This window comes from Sinomicrobium halophytocola (assembly GCF_052983395.1).
Genome location: NZ_JBRKIT010000032.1, coordinates 20,136 through 37,804 on the forward strand (window position 1 = coordinate 20,136; position 17,669 = coordinate 37,804).

A 17,669-nucleotide genomic window follows, 5' to 3' on the forward strand; every position below is an offset into this window, starting at 1 on the left:
AATATCAGTGGAGGGCATGATATTAATCATTTCCGAAGTGCTGCCCGAAACATACTTTTGGAGGAACAATTGTAAAATATGTCGGGCATAAAGTTAATATCAGACTTTTTCCTGTTAACAGGGGAGCTTGCCGGTTTTGCAAGGAGGTTTTTAGCAGAGGCATGGAAGCCCCCTTTTGAATTCGGGGAATTACTACGTCAATGTTATAACGTAGGCAACCGGTCTTTGCCCCTGGTAGGAGTAACCGGTTTTATCATCGGGCTGGTACTGACCCTGCAAACACGGCCTACCTTACAGGAATTCGGTGCCGTGTCCTGGATGCCTGCCATGGTAAGCATTTCCATTATACGCGAAATAGGCCCGGTGGTCATAGCTCTCATCTGTGCCGGACGCATAGCTTCCGGTTTCGGAGCGGAACTGGGGTCTATGCGGGTCACCGAACAGATTGACGCGATGGAAGTTTCCGGGACCAATCCCTTTAAATTCCTGATTGTTACCCGGATTATGGCTACGACACTCATGATCCCCTTACTAGTCATTTTCGGAGATATTCTGGCTATATACGGTTCTTACCTGATAGAACATATAAAAGGAGATGTCTCCTTTATGCTGTACTTCAACCAGGTTTTCGAATCGCTGGAGTTTAGTGACCTGGTCCCTGCCACAGTGAAGACCTTTTTCTTTGGTTTTGCCATAGGCCTAGTGGGGTGTTTTAAAGGATACTATTGTGCCCGGGGAACCGTGGGAGTAGGTGTCGCTGCCAATACGGCGGTAGTTATGGCTTCCATGCTCATTTTTATACTGGACTTCGTAGCAGTTCTGATCTCGGATATATTTTACGAATTATGAAAGAAGAAGAAAATATAACAACCGTAATATCCCATACCGGAGAAGACCGAGAAGTAGTCATTGATATCAAAGGACTCCGGAAGGCTTTTGATAAAAATCATGTACTGAACGGTTTTGAGATGAAACTTTTCAGAGGGGAAAACCTGGTGATTATGGGGAAATCCGGATCGGGAAAGACCGTGATGGTGAAATGCCTGGTAGGACTTATGCGGCCAGACAGCGGCAGTATTGAGATCATGGGGAAGGATATTACAACGCTGGACAGGGAAGCACTGGATGTGCTCCGGGCCGATATCGGTTTCCTGTTCCAGGGAAGTGCTCTTTACGATTCTATGACCGTAAGGGAAAACCTGGAATTTCCATTGCGAAGGCATAAAGAGAGGTTTGGAGATAAAACCGGCATGGAAGATATGACTGTCGAAGCCCTGGAAAATGTAGGACTTGCCCATACCCTGGACTTAATGCCCGAAGAACTTTCCGGGGGCATGAAACGGCGGGTGGCCCTGGCCAGAACATTAATTATGAAACCGCAGATTATTTTATACGACGAACCTACCAGCGGACTGGACCCCATAACTGCCAAGGAGATCATAGAGCTGATTCAGAACGTCCGGAAAAAATACCACACCTCATCCCTTATCATTACCCACGATGTGGATTGTGCCAGGGTTATTGCCGACCGGATGATACTGCTGGTAGACGGAATCAATTATGCCGAAGGGAGCTATGAAGAATTATACAGGGCTACCGACCCGAAGATCAGAGCCTTTTTTAAATAATAACATTATGACAAAGACAGCTTCAGAAAAAATACGGTTAGGGGTTTTTGTAATAGCAGGAAGTCTTTTTCTTCTGGCTGCAGCCTATCTTATCGGAAACAACCAGAACCTGTTTCGTAAAAGCTTTACCATAAACACGGTTTTCACCAATGTTAATGGGCTGCAGAAAGGGAACAATGTACGTTTTGCCGGAATTAATGTGGGAACAGTCAAGGCTATGGAAATGGAAAGTGATACCGCTATCCGGATTTATATGCTCATCGAGAAAAAAATGCTGGGATTCATACGGAAAGATGCTATTGCCACGATCGGTTCTGACGGATTGGTAGGAAATATGATTGTGAATATCATCCCCGGGGCGGGTTCTACGGAGACGATACGAGACGGAGACCAGATCGTTTCTTACACCAGGATAGGTACCGAAGACATGCTGAACACCCTGAGCACCACAAATGAGAATGCAGCGATGCTTACAGTCGACCTGTTAAAGATCACACGGTCGCTCACTCAAGGAAAAGGAACCTTAGGGCGGTTATTGAACGATACGGTAATGGCTACAGATCTTCAGCAGACCCTAGCTAATTTAAAACACGTCAGTTACCGTACAAATCAGGTTGTCCGTCAGTTGGACGGAATGATTAAGGATATCCGCCAAAAGGAAAACGTCGCAGGAGTACTCTTGCAGGATACTCTTGCAGGAAAGAAAGTAAAGAATATTATTGCCAACCTGGAGGAATCGAGTACCGGAATGAACGATATGATCAAAAACCTCAACGGCATGGTAATAGAACTCAGGGAGGGCAAAGGTGCCCTAAACTATATCACAACGGATACGCTTCTTGTAAATCAACTGGAGACAATCATGCAAAACATAGAGGAAGGGACCGGTCATTTTAATAAGAATATGGAAGCCTTGAAGCATAATTTTTTATTCCGGGGATATTTCCGGAAACAGGAGAAACAACAAAACAGGAATGATAAATCCGATTAAATGGGCCTTATTCCCCGATGCTCTGCATCGAAATGAGCTAAGGTTTGTTCATTTGAATACCTCGTGGGCTTGCCCCGAGGTAGTTGATTAGATTCTTCTGACTTTGCGGAATGATCCTGTAGGGAGCATGTATAAGTAAGAATATCTCCTTTTTACCCGGATTATCTTAAACAGTTTAAGTTTACTAGACAATGTTTAAAGGACCGTTGAGCCTGCAATAATCCATAGTAGGAATTACTGTTTTCTAACGGTCCTTTCAAACATGTAAGCGGTATCTCGGTGCTAGTGTATAGTAGGCGTCAGAGTCCTGTCATATTCGTCTTTTCCCGGAGAATTCCATGTTTGATAACTAAAAGACATTGTGGTGACTTGTAAAGATTTATGGTGCTCTAGAGCTGACTTTTTACGATGGCAGCGAGTATCTCTTCTTTGTCCAGTTTTTTGGTACAGAAGAACCAGTCTTTACATTCCAGATCTTGGTCTTTTCCTTCCATTCTGTCCTGTGCAACACCACAGGATCCTGCAGGAGAAATAATGACATCATCACCCGGATTCCAGTCTGCCGGGGTGGCTATCGAAAACGCGTCGGCAGTCTGCAAGGCAATTAAAACCCTGTACAACTCGTCAAAATTCCGGCCCAGGCTCAGCGGATAGTATATTATAGCACGTATGATACCGTTAGGGTCGATAAAAAACACGGCTCTTACCGCCTGAGTCTCACTCTCCCCGGGCTGTATCATGCCATATTTTTTGGCTACTTCCATCGTAATATCTTCAATCAATGGAAATTTAACCTCTATATTCTTCATACCCTTAAATTCTATTTTGTCTTTAATAGTCCGCAACCATGCTATATGAGAATACAGTCCGTCAATAGAAAGGCCGATTAACCGGCAATTGGCCTTGTTGAATTTTTCTTCCAGCGAAGCAAAAGTCATGAACTCCGAAGTACAAACGGGGGTAAAATCTGCCGGGTGACTGAACAGGATTGCCCATTGGCCCGTATAATCCCCGGGAAAGCGAATTTCGCCCTGGGTGGTCATTGCCGTAAAAGCAGGTGCTTCGTCACCTATCCTCGGCATCATTGGCTGTTCTTCTTGAATTGTTTCCATTTTTATACGATTTATGTTTTGTGCCAAAGTATTATATATCAATTCTATATGAAATGATTTAAGTCATGGGCAAAGGATGTTTTACAAGTGCAGAAGAAAGAAATACACTGACATTTGTCATGGCGGGGAAATATGCTCCGGTTTATCTTGCGGGTATTAATACTAAGGAGGATAGAGTTCAGAAGGGGCTAATCCTCCGTCTAAAAGATATACTGATGAAAAAAATAATTGTTCCCACGGATTTCTCGGAGTATGCCGAATATGCTCTGGAAGTAGCTGCAAGCATAGCAAAAGCGGAAAAGGCCAAGGTCATTTTGTTTCATATGATCGGTGTTTTTGATGCCGTTTTTACAAAAGATGAATCCCAGGAATATGCAGAAGCCATGTATTATATGAAGCTGGCACGAAAAAAGTTCGATGAATTGCTGGCCAAAAGCTATATGAAAGGAGTAGAAACGGAATGTGTAGTGCAGAATTACAAGGCCTTCTCAGAATTAAATGATGTGGCAAAAGAGAAAAAAGCAGATCTTATCGTCATGGGATCGCACGGTGCCGGAAAGATGTTGGGTATGTTCGTGGGCTCCAATACGGAGAAAGTAGTACGTCATTCTGATCTTCCCGTACTGGTAATAAAAGATCGGATAAAAAGTTTTAAGATGAACAAAGTGGTCCTGGCCTGTGATTTTGAACCGGAAAGTATTCACGCATTCCGTAGGGCCATGAAATTTTTTGCTTCATTCGCGAGTAAAGTGTATCTGTTGTATGTCAATTTACCCGGAGAATCGTTCAGAGACTCATTGCAGACCGAAAATAAGATAAGGGAATTTCTTTACAATGCCGAAGGAAGTGATAAAAGGTTGGGAGAAGTAAATTATTGGAACGACTATACTAGGGAGCAGGGCATTTATGCTTTTAGCGAAAAAGTAAATACCGATGTCATTGCAGTGCTGACTCACGGCAGAAAAGGTCTGGCCCATTTCTTTATGGGAAGCTTGGCAGAAGATATGGCAAACCGGGCGAAATGGCCTCTTGTCACCTTTAAAATGGATTAGAATAATCTCCACCTGTTATACTTTTATAATTTTATGTAACTCTTTGTACACCATTTATTCTTCTTTTGGTTTAATACTTAGACCCTTGAGTCGATTCTTATTTTTGGATTCCGGAATTACTTAGGGGTTTAATGCTTTTTACTTTGCAAAGGAAAATCCGGTTGAAATCAGGTTATGAATTAACAATACGGGATATAAGATCTCCTTTTGATAAAACCCCGGAATGTTTCCATAAAAGCTTGCCTTGTCTAAATAAGACAATAGTAGGAATCCCTCTTATATTGTACCTGGTGGAGAGTGATGGGTTTTTATCCACATTTACCTTTATAATTTTGATGGAATCTTCCAACTCGGCCTTTACCTCTTGTAAGATGGGAATAAATGCCTTACAGGGGCCACACCAATCGGCATAAAAATCCACCAGAACATACTTTTCCGAATTTATTAGTGTATTAAAATGCGCTTTCATAATTTTAGAAAAATCCTTATATTTGATAGATATGCTCAACAAAAATAGATCAAGATATTCATAATTCTTATGATATTTATCATGGGCAACTACACTTAGAAACTGTTTAAATTTTGTTTTAGGTGTATTTTTTCGTCAGATGAAGGTATTTTGAGATGCATATAGATACAGCCCGAAAAATACCTGAAATATGGAGGGAAAAGACACCTGAAAGAACCAAAAGATATAATGTAAACAGTTTTTTATACTTACGTTGCTCAGTAAATTCTTTGATAATATTTAAATTATCCCGGAAAATTGAAATTACCCCATTATGAAATTTTTCCAGCAGGAAGAGAATATATTTAGCGTTCTTTTGGAAACCATTTCCGAGGGGATACTGGTGGTGGACGGGAATAAAAAAATAGTGGCCACCAATTCCCCGCTGGAAAGTATGTTTGGTTATAAAAAGGACGAATTACTGGGGAAAAACATGGATATCCTCATACCTGCCCAGTATCACCAAAATCATGAAGGACATTTTAAAAATTACTACGCCAAATCCAGTAAGCGCAAAATGGCTGCCGGAAGGAACCTTTGGGGCATTAAAAAGGATGAAACCGAACTCCCCGTGGAAATCGGGCTCAACCCTTTTACCGTCTATGGCAAAAAATTTGTGGTGGCCCTGGTCATGGACGTTACCTTGAGCCGTACGGTAGAAAACAAGATCAGGGAGCTCAACGAAGAACTGGAGGAAAAAGTAGAGGTAAGGACACAGGAGCTGAAAGAGTCCGTAAACCAGTTAAAAAAAGAAGTCCAACGAAGGGTAAAAGCTGAAAACAGGATAAAGGAAGCCTTGCAGAAAGAAAAAGAACTGAACGAGTTAAAGACACAGTTCCTCTCCCTGGTTTCCCACGAATTTAAAACGCCGCTGAGTAATATCATGATTTCGGCTACACTTACAGAAAAATATACGGAAGGCAACCAGCAGGAAAAACGGGAAAAGCACCTGGAAACCATAAAGAACAAGGTACACTATCTTAACAATATCCTGAACGATTTTCTTTCGGTGGAACGCATTGATTCTGGGAAGGTCCAGTACAACTTCACTTTATTTAATATTAGTAAAGTGTTTAATGAGGTAATTTACGATGCCAATATGCTCCTCAAAACGGGACAACGGATCAATTTTCCCGAAGACCTGGACAATTATGTCATGTACCAGGACGAAAAAGTAATGGAACTCATCCTTTCCAATCTCGTCCGGAATGCAGTGAAATACTCACCCGAACACACAGCAATCAACATAGAGTTAGAACTGGAAGGAGAAATGTTTGTTTTCAAGGTAAAAGATTCCGGAATAGGTATCCCTGAAGAGGATCAGAAACATATTTTCAGCAGGTATTTCCGTGCCCGGAATGCCATTAATGACCAGGGTACGGGTATTGGGCTCAATATCGTGAAGAGTCACCTTGAAAACCTGGGCGGGGAGATTGATTTTGTGAGCAAAGAAGGAAGAGGAACAACATTTATGGTAAAACTACCCAATCATGAAAAAAATTTTACTCATAGAGGATGATCCCGTATTGCGGGAAAGTACGGCAGAATTGCTGGAATTATCCGATTATAAGGTCGTAACCGCGTCTAATGGAAAAAAGGGGGTGTCTCTGACCAGCGAAGAAAAACCAGATATTATTATTTGTGATATCATGATGCCCGAACTCGACGGGTATGGCGTGTTGGAAGCACTTTCCGGTAATAAAGAGACAAGGAATATTCCGTTTATCTTTCTTTCGGCAAAGACCGAACGCAGGGAAGTGCGTAAAGGGATGGACCTGGGAGCGGACGACTATCTCACCAAACCTTTTGAAGAAACAGAACTCATAAGTGCCATAGAAAGTAGGCTGGCCAAGATATCCCTTCTGCAGGAAGGTACAACCGAACGAAAACTTGCCGAACCCCGGGAAGAAGACATTCTGAGTATTAATGAACTGAAGAATTTTTTCCTGGACGAGGGAGAATGCTTCGGTTTTGAGGAAGGAGACGTCATTTATTCCGAAGGAAACCATTCCAACCATATTTTCCTGGTGGAAAGCGGTATGGTAAAGACGCACCGCATAGAGGAATATGGCAAGGAATTGATAACCAGCATAAGCAGGGATGACGATTTTTTCGGGTATTACTCCTTTACACAGAATATTCCATATAAGGAATCAGCCACTGCTATAAAGCGAACAACTCTTTATGGATTACGGAGGGACGTTTTTGTGAAAATACTGAAAAGCAACCACAAACTCACGATAGAACTGGTGGAATTTCTGGCAGAAGATCTTTCGGGGGTAAAAGAACAATTGCTGCAAATGGCCTATGGCTCCGTACAGAAAAAAACAGCGAATACTATCCTGCGTTTTGTAGAGAAACTACAACGACGGGCCGAAGACGGGATCAGAATTTCCCGTAGCGATTTAGCCGGGGTGGCGGGAATTGCTCCGGAGAGTTTTATCCGCACACTGTCCGAACTTAGAAAGGAAGGGCTTATAGGCATTGAAGGACGAAATATAAAAGTACTGGACATTAAAGGATTGCAAAAAATTAGCTAAAGATCCCTGAATAATTCTTCGGATTTGATATTTATCATGTTGTGTTCCCGGGTACCGACCTATTTTTGTCAGCACAATTAAGGAGACAAAAATGAAAAGTATCCTCATACCCACGGATTTTTCAGAAAATTCGTGGAACGCCGTTAAGTATGCCCTGTTCTTGTTCAAAGAGAACAGGTACAATTTTTACTTGCTTCATGTTACGCAACCCCATGTTTACGCCACAGGGGATGTACCTTTGGTAACTTTTTCCCAGGATATCGACCAGATACTTCAAACAGAAACCCGGAAAGAACTGGAAAAAACACTGGCCAGGATCGAAAAGGAATATGGGTATCCCAATCACAGTTTCGAGCTTTTGTCCGAGTATGGTTTTTTTATTGATGTCATGCGGAAAGTGATAAAAGAAAAGGATATAGACCTGATAGTCATGGGAACCAAAGGGGCGTCCGGACTAAAAGAGGTGACAGTGGGAAGTAATACGGGCGATGTTATTACTAAGGTCAAATGCCCTGTGCTAGCCGTTCCCGAAGATGTTGTTTTCTGCCCTCCCCGGGAGATTGTTTTTCCCACAGATTACACCTCACAATATTCTGTAAAGGTTCTGGATACCCTGGCCTTTCTGGCTGGAATATTTCAATCGACAATCCACGTTCTTCAAGTGGTTAAGGATGAAAAAGAAACTTTGAATGACGAACAGAAAAAAAACAGGGAGTTACTCAAAGACTATTTGCTCGATAAAAAACACAGCTTTCACCAGTTGACCAACAAGAATCTGAGTGAAGCCATACAATGCTTTACGGAAAGCAGGAACATTGATTGGATAGCCATGATGGCCAAAAAACTTCATTTTTTTCAACAGATATTGTTCCGCCCTACGGTAGTAAAAATAAGTTATCATACCAGAATACCGTTTTTGGTTTTGCACGAATAAAAGAATAGAAAAAAACGGAAACTGATAAATATCATTTATTAAGGAAGTAAAGGGTTGTACTTTAGTAGTGTTAAAATGAAGTTCTTTACATGCTGAAAAAATATAGAAAGCTATTCATGGCTTTTAAGAGAAATGAGGTTTCAAGAGCTTTGATTTCCTGGAACGGGAATTCATAATAAAATGGTTTTCCAAAGGTTTACCGGGTAAAAGCCATTCAGAGTTTTTCCGGTACATTGAGATGACAAACCAATGGAAAAAAGTTTTTGAAACCTCAGCCAAAGGGGATTTTCAATTTTATATAAATGAGATAGAGTCATTATGAGATGTAATGATTTTATGATGCTTTACCCGTATGATAAATTGAAGATTTCTCTGAAACAGGCTTGCAGGGAGCAGGCCTGTTTCTTACTTCTTTTATACTTTTCATTATATAGATTGTCGTTGTTTATCAGCGACAATTACCAGGGGAGGTCAATCGTATTCCAAGGCATATAAGTGTTCCGGAATCCGGGCATTTAAGGCTTAGGGAATAGATGTCTCCTTAAAGGGAACAGGGACGCAAGTCCCTGTTCTTGTTTTAAATATATAGAAATAGCAATAGATATGGTGCGTTTATCATTGACACCTAATGCGCTCCAGGTACTCGAAGAGCGCTATCTGCTCCGGGATTCGGACGGAAAGGTTATGGAGACCCCGGAAGAAATGTTCCGGAGGGTCTCTAAATGGATTGCCGGGACAGAAGAGAGTAACAGGGAGCACTGGGAAGCAACGTTCTTCCGGATGATGAACAGCCTGGAGTTCCTGCCCAATTCCCCCACCCTGATGAATGCGGGTTTGCCCGGGGGCCAGTTAAGCGCCTGTTTTGTGCTGCCGGTAGAAGACAGCCTCGACGCTATTTTTACTTCACTTAAAAATGCGGCACTGATCCACCAGAGCGGGGGAGGAACCGGGTATAATTTTTCCAGGCTCCGTCCAAAGGGGGCCCTGGTAAGTACTTCCAAGGGGTTTTCTTCCGGTCCCGTAGCCTTTATGAAGATTTACGATGCTGCAACCGAACACGTAAAGCAGGGGGGAAAGCGCAGAGGGGCCAATATGGGTATTCTGAATGTGGATCATCCCGATATCGAAGAATTTATTTCCGTTAAAACAGACCGGATCAGCCTTCAAAACTTTAACATCTCCGTGGGAATTACAGACCGCTTTATGGACGCTGTGGAAAAGAACCTTTCCTGGGCTTTGAAAGACCCCGGAACCGGACGTGCGGTGCGGAATATCCCTGCAAAAAAGCTATGGGATCAGATTATCGAAACGGCCTGGACTACGGGAGACCCGGGGCTGATCTTCCTCGATAGCATCAATCGGAATAACCCTAATCCGAGATTGGGCGATATACAGAGTACCAATCCGTGTGGGGAAGTCCCCCTGCTGGATTACGAAAGCTGTAACCTGGGATCAATCAATCTCTCTAAAATGGTAACAGCACATGAAGGAAATTATGAGATTGATTTTAACAGGCTCGCCGAAACAGTGCATTCGGGCATACGTTTCCTGGACAATGTAATAAGTGTCAATCACTATTTGCTTCCCCAGGTCAAATCCATAACTCTGAAAAACAGGAAAATCGGTCTCGGGCTTATGGGATGGGCAGAATTGCTTATGCTCATGGAAATACCATATGCATCTATGGAGGCGGTAAAGCTGGCAGAAAAACTCATGGCATTTGTCCGGGAGGAAAGTTATAAGGCCTCGGCAAACCTGGCCGAAGAAAGGGGGTGTTTCCCTTCCTGGGCGGAAAGCAGGTTTTATCCGGATCAAAAAATGCGGAATGCCACTTGTAACAGTATCGCCCCCACCGGGACAATCTCTGTCATAGCCGACACCTCGTATTCCATAGAACCTTTGTATGCCCTGGCATACAGGCGTGTGGGCATATTGGGAGGAAAGTCACAACAGGAGATCGGCCGGGTTTTTGAAAAGAAGATGAAACAAATGGGATATTGGAATGCGGAGTTGGAAGCTGAGGTATTGCAGACCGGTACCATTAAAAAAGTGCCGGGTATTCCCGACGGGGTAAAAAAAGTGTTTGAAACCAGCCTGGAGATCCCTTGGGAATTTCACCTGCAGCACCAAAGGGCTTTCCAGAAATTCACGGACAATTCGGTTTCCAAGACCATTAACCTTCCGGCAGCAACCGGTACCGGGGATATTTCCGATGTGTATATGACGGCATGGAAGTACGGCTTGAAAGGAATAACCATATACAGGGACGGGAGCAAAGAAAAACAGGTGCTGCAAAGATGTAATGTCAGTGCTCCCGGAGCCTGTTAAAACATGACACTGTGATATATCAGAGGTTTCAAATCCTTGGGCAGGCCGGTACGTATATCTTCCAGCTCTCCCAGGGAAATGTACTTTCTGAGGGAAATAAATGTGGTCTGAATATAATTTTCGGCCAGTTCATCCGATTCGAAATCATAGATGGAAGCAGGGCCGTCGAAACTGCGAACCAGATCGATGAACTCCGTAATGTTCTTTATCTTTTCCCGTTTGGATTTTAATGTCCATCCGTTGACATAGACAGCTTTCAGGAACATCGGAAATTGTGCTATAAGCTGCAGAGATTCTTCCGGGGGTATGATCTCGCGAAGGGTGTGTAGTACGGCAGTGAGTATCCTGCCGGCTTTTTCCTTATCATTTCCCAGGTTCAGGTCTTTGGCATATCCTTTTAAAAAGGTATTGGCCTCCGTGGCGTATTGGTTAAAATTGAGTGCCATTGTATTAAAATTTATAAATGTTCCACATTCCGTTTTTGTTCTTTGTCCCCACGAGATGAGGAGATAATAGCTCAGCTTCTATGTCGGGCTGTCTGTATCGCTTTTCAGATAACAGAATTCCCTTGAGCTGTCTTAAATACTGAACGATTTCTCCTTTTGGGTTTATGACCACTTCATCAAATTCGTTAGCGATGATATCCATGTCCAGGTATTCGTTTTTTCCGCGGACCGTTTTACTCCGCACAATGGCAAAGGCCAGACCATTGTTGAAGGAAGTAGCATTGAGAAAAGCGGGGGATATCACTGTTTTTCCGGTTTTGTCCATATACCCGTAATAGGTAATTCCTTCTTTTATTTCCTTGATCAGGCACAGTCCCTCATTAAATGTGGGAGCGTTCTCACGGACTGCGATGTCCTGTCTGAAATTGATAACCAGGTCACCCTTTAGGTTGATAAACCCCCATTCCCCGTTTTTTTCGACAGCGATAAGACCATCAGAAAGTTCTCCGATTCTGGATATATCGGAAATATGTTGTGCAGAAAGGGAAATACCCGATAACAGCAACGTCCAAATAACAAGCTTTTTCATTTTTTCTTCATTTTAAAGTTTGTATTGAAATTATATGAAATTTATCAGGTGTAAAATGATAATTATCAGTTCGTAAGGAGGACGTATTATGATATATATCATGTTTTTTGCTCTCGTGGCTGTTTACTTTTGATAGTGTATAAAACTCACAAAATGAAAAAAATACTTTTACCTACAGATTTTTCGGACAATGCCTGGGATGCCATTGCATACGCCTTAAAAATGTTCGAGGATGAACAGTGCGATTTTTATGTACTTCATACTTATTTTCCGGCTTTTTATGAAGCAGATTATCACGGAATGATAGAAGATACCTTCTCCGATCTGGATATCACATTGGAAAGGATTTATCGGGAGTTTCCCAATAAAAAACACAAGTTTCATCCGCATTCGGATTTTGATTTGCTTACGGATGAGGTTAAGGACATTACAAAAGACAAGGGAATTGACCTGATAATTATGGGAACCAAGGGAGCCACCGGGGCCCGACGAATTTTGTTCGGAAGCAATACCGTTTTTGTGATGCGAAAAGCTACCGTTCCGGTATTGGCCATTCCCGGTAGGTATATATATTCGAAAATAGAAAAGATATTGTTCCCTACGGATTATCTGAGGTATTTCAAAAAAGAAGAATTACAACCCCTTATTGATATAGCAAAAAGGCATGGCGCCGGTATTACGGTACTTCATGTCGAAGAAGATCTGAAATGGACCGAAAATGAACAACAAAACAAGGAAAAATTACAGAAGCTTTTAACAGGCATTGATTTTGAATTTATTGTTGTTCAGGATACGGACATATCAGCAGCCATACAAGATCATATACGTGATAATCATTACGACATGTTAGCCATGATGCACAGAAAACATTCTTTTTTAGGAAGACTGTTATTAAGGCAAAACATCGCTAATATAGGGTTTAACCTGGAAATCCCATTCCTGGTTCTACAGGGGGCTTCTGCAAAATGAGTAAAAAAGAATAAAAATAGACACATGAAAAAGATATTGATTCCCACAGACTTTTCTGCCAATGCTCATAAAGCCATGGAATATGCCATATATCTTTTTGAAAGGGAGACATGTACTTTTTACCTGTTAAACGCACAAGAAACAAATATAAGGAGTGATAATACGGAGCGAACGGCAGGCTCAAGTGTAAAAGTGATGGAAGATTTGTTTAAAGAGGTTAATATAAAAAACACGAATCCCGAACATTTTTACGAAAAAGAAATAATATACGATTCTTTGGTAAATGCGATAGGAAAAATGGTGATCTCCAAAAATATAGATTATGTTTTCATGGGAACGAAAGGTTCTACGGAAGCAAAGGAGATCTTTATGGGAAGCAATGCACTGAAGGTGATTAAAAATATTGATTTCTGTCCAATTGTTGCAATTCCGAAAGCGTATGATTATGACCTTCCCGATGACATATTGTTCCCCACGGATTTTAAAAACACTTATAATGAATTCGGATTGAAGCCTCTGAAAGAAATTGCCAGGTTATGGGGAGCAAAAATAAGAATTCTGCATATCCGGAAAGAAGAACAATTAGATGAGCTGCAGATAAAGAGCAGCAAAAAACTAGGGAGATTATTGAAGAATCTCCCCCATACCTGGGAAGAGACGACCAAATACAACAATATATCCAAAGTTATTACCAAATATTCTGAAAACAATTCCATTGGGATGGTAGCTATGATAAACAATAAACACAGCTTTTTAGAGAAGCTATTCCGGGAACCGGTAATCAGGAATACCGTCTTTAAGATAAAGGTCCCTTTTTTGGTAATGCCCGATATTACATGATCTTATTTAATAATGTGCAGGGATCAGAAGTGGGGTAAAGCGACGGTGCCGTGTCCTGTCGTCTGTGTGTAATCACAAGCTGGATAAAATATATTTATGACTAATTAACTCAGACAAATCCGATGAAACGAATACTTGTACCTACCGATTTTTCCGTCAATGCAAAAAATGCTATTGATTATGCCATTCACCTGTTCAAGGATGAGGTGTGCGAATTTATTCTGCTCAACACCTTTGGTGCCGGAAATACAACCAATATGATGGTTTTGCAGGCCTCCAACCCTGCTTATGAAACAGCGCTTATAAGGTCACAAAAAGAGTTGAAAGGACTTTTTGATATACTGAATTCTTCGGGAAGAAACAAGAATCATTCTTTTGATATGGTTGCCCGGTATGGCCACCTGGCCGAAACGGTCAAAGATCTGGTTAAAGAAAAGAATGTCGAGATAATTGTTATGGGCACCCGGGGAGCGACCGGCGCGAAAGAACGATGGTTTGGCAGCAATACCGTTGCGGTCGTGGAAAGTGTACTTAACTGCCCCATATTGGCGGTACCGGAGTCTACCGAGATTGAGATTCCGAAAGGGATTGTATTCCCGTCTTCTTTTAAAAATGCCTATAAAAGAAAGGATCTAAGTCCGTTACTGGAATTGGCAGGAAAACACAAATGTACCGTAAGAATATTGCATATCGGAGACAAAGAAGAGCTGGATGAAGAACAGCGTGATAACAAGGCGTGCCTTATGGTTAGGTTGGAAGGGATAAAAACCTTTTATCATGCCCTGACCAATATAGATACGGAAACAGCGATCCATTGTTTTACGGAAAGCCGTGAAGATATAGACATGATTGCCTTTATGAATCAAAAGTACAGTTTATTTAATACAATGCTAAGGAAACCCGTCCTTAAAGGGCTGGGACATCATACTAAAGTCCCCCTGCTTGTTATGCATCGCGCATAAATTTATTAACCGGGTATTTATTCTTAAATTTATATATTCTGTTGAAACCGGGGGTGAAATGTAATCTTAAAATCAGAGTCTTATGAGGAATATCGGTATTTGGATGGACAGAAGAAAGGCCCATCTCGTCACCATGGAAAAGGGGGATGAAAAAATGGAAACGGTGATTTCAAAAATAGAATCCTACCGGCCAGTGGGCGGATCGCGTTCCAAAACGCGCTGGGGACCACAAGATGTGGTTCAGGACAGCAAGTATACGGAAAGGAGGAAGCACCAGATGAAAAGATATTTTGAGCACCTGGCAGCGAAGATTAACGATGCGGAGGCCATTGCTATTTACGGCCCCGGGGCTGTAGGGCATAAATTTGCCGAATACCTGGAAAGCGATCACAAGCCGTTAAGGGAAAAAGTAAAATGTATAGAGAAGGCCGATAGTATGACAGAAAATCAGGTGAGAGCACTGGTCCGGAATTTTTTTGTCTCCGCAAACTGTGGCTGATACTATAGCTAAAAAGATAAGATCACAATACCTCGCCGGAAATATGGACCATACCCAATCGTTTACAATTACAAAAGCCTCGGGAGAGCAAGCCGATTTTTCTTATGAGAAACTCCGCGCTTCCCTGAAGCATACCGGGGCGGGAGGTCAGCTTATAGAACATATTATCCGAACGGTTCACAATGAACTTTACCTTGGTATTTCCACCAGGGAAATTTATAACCGGGCTTTTGCCATGCTTCGAAAAGACACGCCGGTATTTGCGTCTAAATACAAACTTAAGAAGGCGATTTTCGAACTGGGGCCTACGGGTTTTCCGTTTGAAAAGTTCATTGGAGCGGTGTTACGTTATTCGGGTTATGAAAATGAAATAGGAAAGATAGTTCCGGGAACCTGCGTGAACCATGAGATTGATGTATTCGCAGGCAAGAACGGAACAGTTACCCTTGTCGAGTGCAAATTTCATAGCGAACAGGGCCGGAAATGCAATGTTAAAATTCCCTTGTATATCCATTCTAGGTTTGTGGACATACACAGTGCCTGGAAGAAAAATGGAGAAAATGACTTGACCGAACCCTGGGTGGTAACCAATACCCGTTTTACTTCCGATGCCCTGCAATATGGTCAATGTGCCGGACTATATTTGTTGAGCTGGGACCATCCGAAAGAAAATAGTCTGAAGGACAGAATAGACCGTCTTGGGTTGCATCCTGTCACATCTTCTACATTAATGACGAAACGGGAAAAACAGTTTTTACTGGACAAAGGGATCGTGCTATGCAGGGATCTGCACAAAGAATCCTTTATGCTTGATCATATAGGCGTTTCCGAAAAGCGGAAGAAGAATATACTCCGGGAAATATGCGAGTTGTGTAATGTAAATCACGTAGCAGAATGAAAAAAGAGGTTAAAATACATTTCCTGGGAGCTGCCGGTACTGTTACGGGCTCCAAATTCCTGGTAGAGACTTCAGATCTGAAAGTTCTGATTGACTGCGGATTGTTCCAGGGAGCCAAGGCATGGCGGGAACTGAACTGGCAGGAACTGAATTTTGACGTGGCGGAGCTGGATTTTGTACTCCTGACTCACGGTCATCTGGATCATGTGGGATATTTGCCCAGGTTGATAAAACAGGGATTTGAAGGTAAGATATACGGTACTGTACCTACACTGGCCATAACCCGGATTATATTAAAAGACAGTGCTAAAATACAGGAAGAAGATGCCGAGCGGGCCAATAAAGAGGGATTCTCCAGGCATCATCCGGCCCTGCCGTTATATACGGAGGAGGATGTGGAAAAGACACTGCAATACATGGAAGCACAACCCCGTGACCACTGGATACATTTATCCGGGGATATTGCTGTGCGGTTCCGGTATAACGGTCACATTTTGGGAGCGACGTTTATAGAAATGGACATATATGGCAAACGCTTTGTGTTTTCCGGAGATATCGGCAGGCCGGACGACCTGCTTTTGTTTGATCCCAATAAACCGGATAAGGCCGATTATCTCTTTTTGGAAACCACCTATGGTGACCGGCACCATTCCGGGGAAGACGCCCGGGAGATACTCGCTTCCATGATCCATGAAACTATACACAAAAGAGGGAACCTTATTATTCCAAGTTTCGCCGTGGAACGAACACAGCTACTGATCGTTCTGTTGTGGAAAATGTATGAAAAAAATAAAATACCCCGTATCCCGGTAGTAATAGATAGTCCAATGGGCAAGGAAGTCCTGCAGGTTTTTCTGCAGTATCCGGACTGGCATAAGGTAAGTGAAGAAGAATTCAGATCTGTGTTAAACTATGTGGAAATTGTGGATTCTTACCGGGAAACCTGGAATGTCATAGACAATACCCAGCCCAAAATAGTGATTGCCGGGAGCGGTATGGTCACCGGGGGAAGGGTGCTGACCTATTTAAAACAGCTAATAGATGAGGAAAGCACAACCGTACTTTTGGTAGGATTCCAGGCCGAAGGGACCAGGGGAAGGGAGCTTCAGGAAGGGGCGAAGGAAATTAAATTTTTTGGTAAATATTATCCTGTACGGGCAAAAATAGAGTGTTTGGATTCCCTTTCTGCTCATGCAGACCAAAAGGAATTATTGGATTGGCTATCTGAAATCAAAGGAAATCCGGAAAGAGTTTTTCTCATCCACGGAGAACCGGAAAGCGCACGGGTTTTTGAGGAGAAAATAAAAGAAGTATACTCCTGGAATACCTGTATCCCGAAACACAACGAGGTTGTGACCCTGTTGTTTTAATAC

At 42.3% G+C, this 17,669-nt stretch carries 18 protein-coding genes; 14 read left to right on the plus strand and 4 right to left on the minus strand.

All coding sequences use genetic code 11. The features are described from left to right. The first annotated feature begins 78 nt into the window (after positions 1-78). Genes ACVBDY_RS13175 through ACVBDY_RS13185 form a run of 3 tightly spaced genes read left to right on the plus strand, consistent with a single transcriptional unit; the run spans position 79 to position 2,619 of the window. Positions 79-849, plus strand: a complete 771-nt coding sequence (locus ACVBDY_RS13175) for an MlaE family ABC transporter permease (protein WP_447175934.1) — start codon at positions 79-81, stop codon at positions 847-849. Next, entirely contained in the window at positions 846-1,628 is a 783-nt protein-coding gene (locus tag ACVBDY_RS13180; protein WP_447175935.1) for an ABC transporter ATP-binding protein, read from the plus strand. Before ACVBDY_RS13175 ends, ACVBDY_RS13180 begins: the two co-directional genes overlap by 4 nt. Before the next feature lie 7 nt (positions 1,629-1,635). Next, entirely contained in the window at positions 1,636-2,619 is a 984-nt protein-coding gene (locus ACVBDY_RS13185; RefSeq protein ID WP_447175936.1) for an MlaD family protein, read from the plus strand. A gap of 389 nt (positions 2,620-3,008) precedes the next feature. Here the strand turns inward: ACVBDY_RS13185 and ACVBDY_RS13190 are convergent, their stop codons facing one another. Further along, positions 3,009-3,731, minus strand: a complete 723-nt coding sequence (locus tag ACVBDY_RS13190; RefSeq protein ID WP_447175937.1) for a peroxiredoxin — start codon at positions 3,729-3,731, stop codon at positions 3,009-3,011. Positions 3,732-3,946: 215 nt separating this feature from the next. Between ACVBDY_RS13190 and ACVBDY_RS13195 the strand changes: the two genes are divergently transcribed. Beyond that, positions 3,947-4,783, plus strand: a complete 837-nt coding sequence (locus ACVBDY_RS13195) for a universal stress protein (RefSeq protein ID WP_447175938.1) — start codon at positions 3,947-3,949, stop codon at positions 4,781-4,783. A 172-nt stretch (positions 4,784-4,955) separates the two neighbouring features. Here the strand turns inward: ACVBDY_RS13195 and trxA are convergent, their stop codons facing one another. Continuing rightward, positions 4,956-5,252 carry a thioredoxin gene (trxA, locus tag ACVBDY_RS13200; protein WP_447175939.1) on the minus strand — a complete coding sequence of 99 codons (297 nt, stop codon included), beginning with the start codon at positions 5,250-5,252 and terminating at the stop codon, positions 4,956-4,958. Positions 5,253-5,565: 313 nt separating this feature from the next. On the opposite strand from trxA, the gene ACVBDY_RS13205 reads away from it, so the two are divergent. From ACVBDY_RS13205 to ACVBDY_RS13220, 4 genes are all read left to right on the plus strand, one after another. Continuing rightward, positions 5,566-6,810 carry a PAS domain-containing sensor histidine kinase gene (locus ACVBDY_RS13205; protein ID WP_447175940.1) on the plus strand — a complete coding sequence of 415 codons (1,245 nt, stop codon included), beginning with the start codon at positions 5,566-5,568 and terminating at the stop codon, positions 6,808-6,810. Further along, positions 6,782-7,831 (plus strand): response regulator, encoded by a 1,050-nt coding sequence (locus ACVBDY_RS13210; protein WP_447175941.1) that lies wholly within the window; start codon positions 6,782-6,784, stop codon positions 7,829-7,831. Before ACVBDY_RS13205 ends, ACVBDY_RS13210 begins: the two co-directional genes overlap by 29 nt. Positions 7,832-7,922: 91 nt before the next feature. Continuing rightward, the gene (locus ACVBDY_RS13215; RefSeq protein WP_447175942.1) at positions 7,923-8,765 is read left to right on the plus strand and encodes a universal stress protein; all 843 of its coding nucleotides are present in this window, start codon (positions 7,923-7,925) and stop codon (positions 8,763-8,765) included. A 603-nt stretch (positions 8,766-9,368) separates the two neighbouring features. Next, positions 9,369-11,093 (plus strand): adenosylcobalamin-dependent ribonucleoside-diphosphate reductase, encoded by a 1,725-nt coding sequence (locus tag ACVBDY_RS13220; protein WP_447175943.1) that lies wholly within the window; start codon positions 9,369-9,371, stop codon positions 11,091-11,093. Here ACVBDY_RS13220 and ACVBDY_RS13225 read toward each other — a convergent pair. Continuing rightward, a complete protein-coding gene (locus tag ACVBDY_RS13225) occupies positions 11,090-11,539 on the minus strand; it encodes a DUF2267 domain-containing protein (protein WP_447175944.1) in 450 nt (149 codons plus the stop codon). The genes ACVBDY_RS13220 and ACVBDY_RS13225 overlap by 4 nt on opposite strands. A gap of 4 nt (positions 11,540-11,543) precedes the next feature. Beyond that, complete coding sequence (locus tag ACVBDY_RS13230; protein WP_447175945.1) at positions 11,544-12,128, minus strand: WG repeat-containing protein; 585 nt, start codon at positions 12,126-12,128, stop codon at positions 11,544-11,546. A 153-nt stretch (positions 12,129-12,281) separates the two neighbouring features. Between ACVBDY_RS13230 and ACVBDY_RS13235 the strand changes: the two genes are divergently transcribed. From ACVBDY_RS13235 to ACVBDY_RS13260, 6 genes are all read left to right on the plus strand, one after another. Further along, the gene (locus tag ACVBDY_RS13235) at positions 12,282-13,097 is read left to right on the plus strand and encodes a universal stress protein (RefSeq protein WP_447175946.1); all 816 of its coding nucleotides are present in this window, start codon (positions 12,282-12,284) and stop codon (positions 13,095-13,097) included. Positions 13,098-13,121: 24 nt separating this feature from the next. Beyond that, positions 13,122-13,937: a universal stress protein gene (locus ACVBDY_RS13240; protein ID WP_447175947.1), complete on the plus strand. Its 816-nt coding sequence runs from the start codon at positions 13,122-13,124 to the stop codon at positions 13,935-13,937. A 122-nt stretch (positions 13,938-14,059) separates the two neighbouring features. Then, positions 14,060-14,899, plus strand: coding sequence for a universal stress protein (locus tag ACVBDY_RS13245; RefSeq protein WP_447175948.1), 840 nt, complete (start codon positions 14,060-14,062; stop codon positions 14,897-14,899). Positions 14,900-15,002: 103 nt separating this feature from the next. Then, a complete protein-coding gene (locus ACVBDY_RS13250) occupies positions 15,003-15,398 on the plus strand; it encodes a hypothetical protein (RefSeq protein ID WP_447175949.1) in 396 nt (131 codons plus the stop codon). A gap of 43 nt (positions 15,399-15,441) precedes the next feature. Next, positions 15,442-16,296: a PDDEXK family nuclease gene (locus ACVBDY_RS13255; RefSeq protein WP_447175988.1), complete on the plus strand. Its 855-nt coding sequence runs from the start codon at positions 15,442-15,444 to the stop codon at positions 16,294-16,296. Continuing rightward, positions 16,293-17,666 carry an MBL fold metallo-hydrolase RNA specificity domain-containing protein gene (locus ACVBDY_RS13260; protein WP_447175950.1) on the plus strand — a complete coding sequence of 458 codons (1,374 nt, stop codon included), beginning with the start codon at positions 16,293-16,295 and terminating at the stop codon, positions 17,664-17,666. Before ACVBDY_RS13255 ends, ACVBDY_RS13260 begins: the two co-directional genes overlap by 4 nt. Positions 17,667-17,669 lie beyond the last annotated feature (3 nt).